The sequence below is a fragment of the Bartonella sp. AA1HLJMS genome (assembly GCF_042197445.1).
Classification (GTDB): domain Bacteria; phylum Pseudomonadota; class Alphaproteobacteria; order Rhizobiales; family Rhizobiaceae; genus Bartonella.
In genome coordinates, this window is the sequence record NZ_JBHIRW010000307.1 from 1 (window position 1) to 544 (window position 544).

Sequence of the window (544 nt, forward strand, 5' to 3'; positions counted from 1 at the left end):
TTTGGCATGGGCGTTATGGAACAGCCCGTTGCCCTGCTCATGATGATAGGCTGCCTAGCTTATCCCTTGCCAATGGATATGATGGGCGTCTTTTACTCACTTGTTATGCTGGCTGCTCTTTTAGAGAGATCATACAAGCGCTTATTAGAATTGGATTGCTTGGAAAACAAGCTTATGATCATACGCTTTCTTTCTCAAAACAGTTTTGTGCTGATCTCAAACGAGTAAAACAGAAAGCAGAGAGAGCAAAAGTAATTTGGCAACAAAGCCAACCAATTAAAAACACTTTAGCAGAAACCTATTTACGTATGCGTGGGATCACGTGTGATTTGCCTGCTGATTTACGCTTTTACGACAAGTGTCCACACCCTTTAGGTATTACACTGCCCGCGTTGGTGGCTCTTGTTAAGGGGCTGGATCCTTTGCTATTCATAGAACCTTTTTACAAGACAATAGCTGCAAAACAGACCAAAAACCAGAAAAAGCCATGTTGGGATCTGTAACGGGTGGCGCGGTGCATTTAAGCCAAGACAATCCAAAACAT

The 544-nt window shown here is 43.0% G+C and carries 1 pseudogene; it reads left to right on the forward strand.

Annotated features, from left to right (window positions below):
• Positions 1–544 (forward strand): annotated as a pseudogene (locus tag ACFIQE_RS11355) (virulence-associated protein E); the annotation flags it as partial.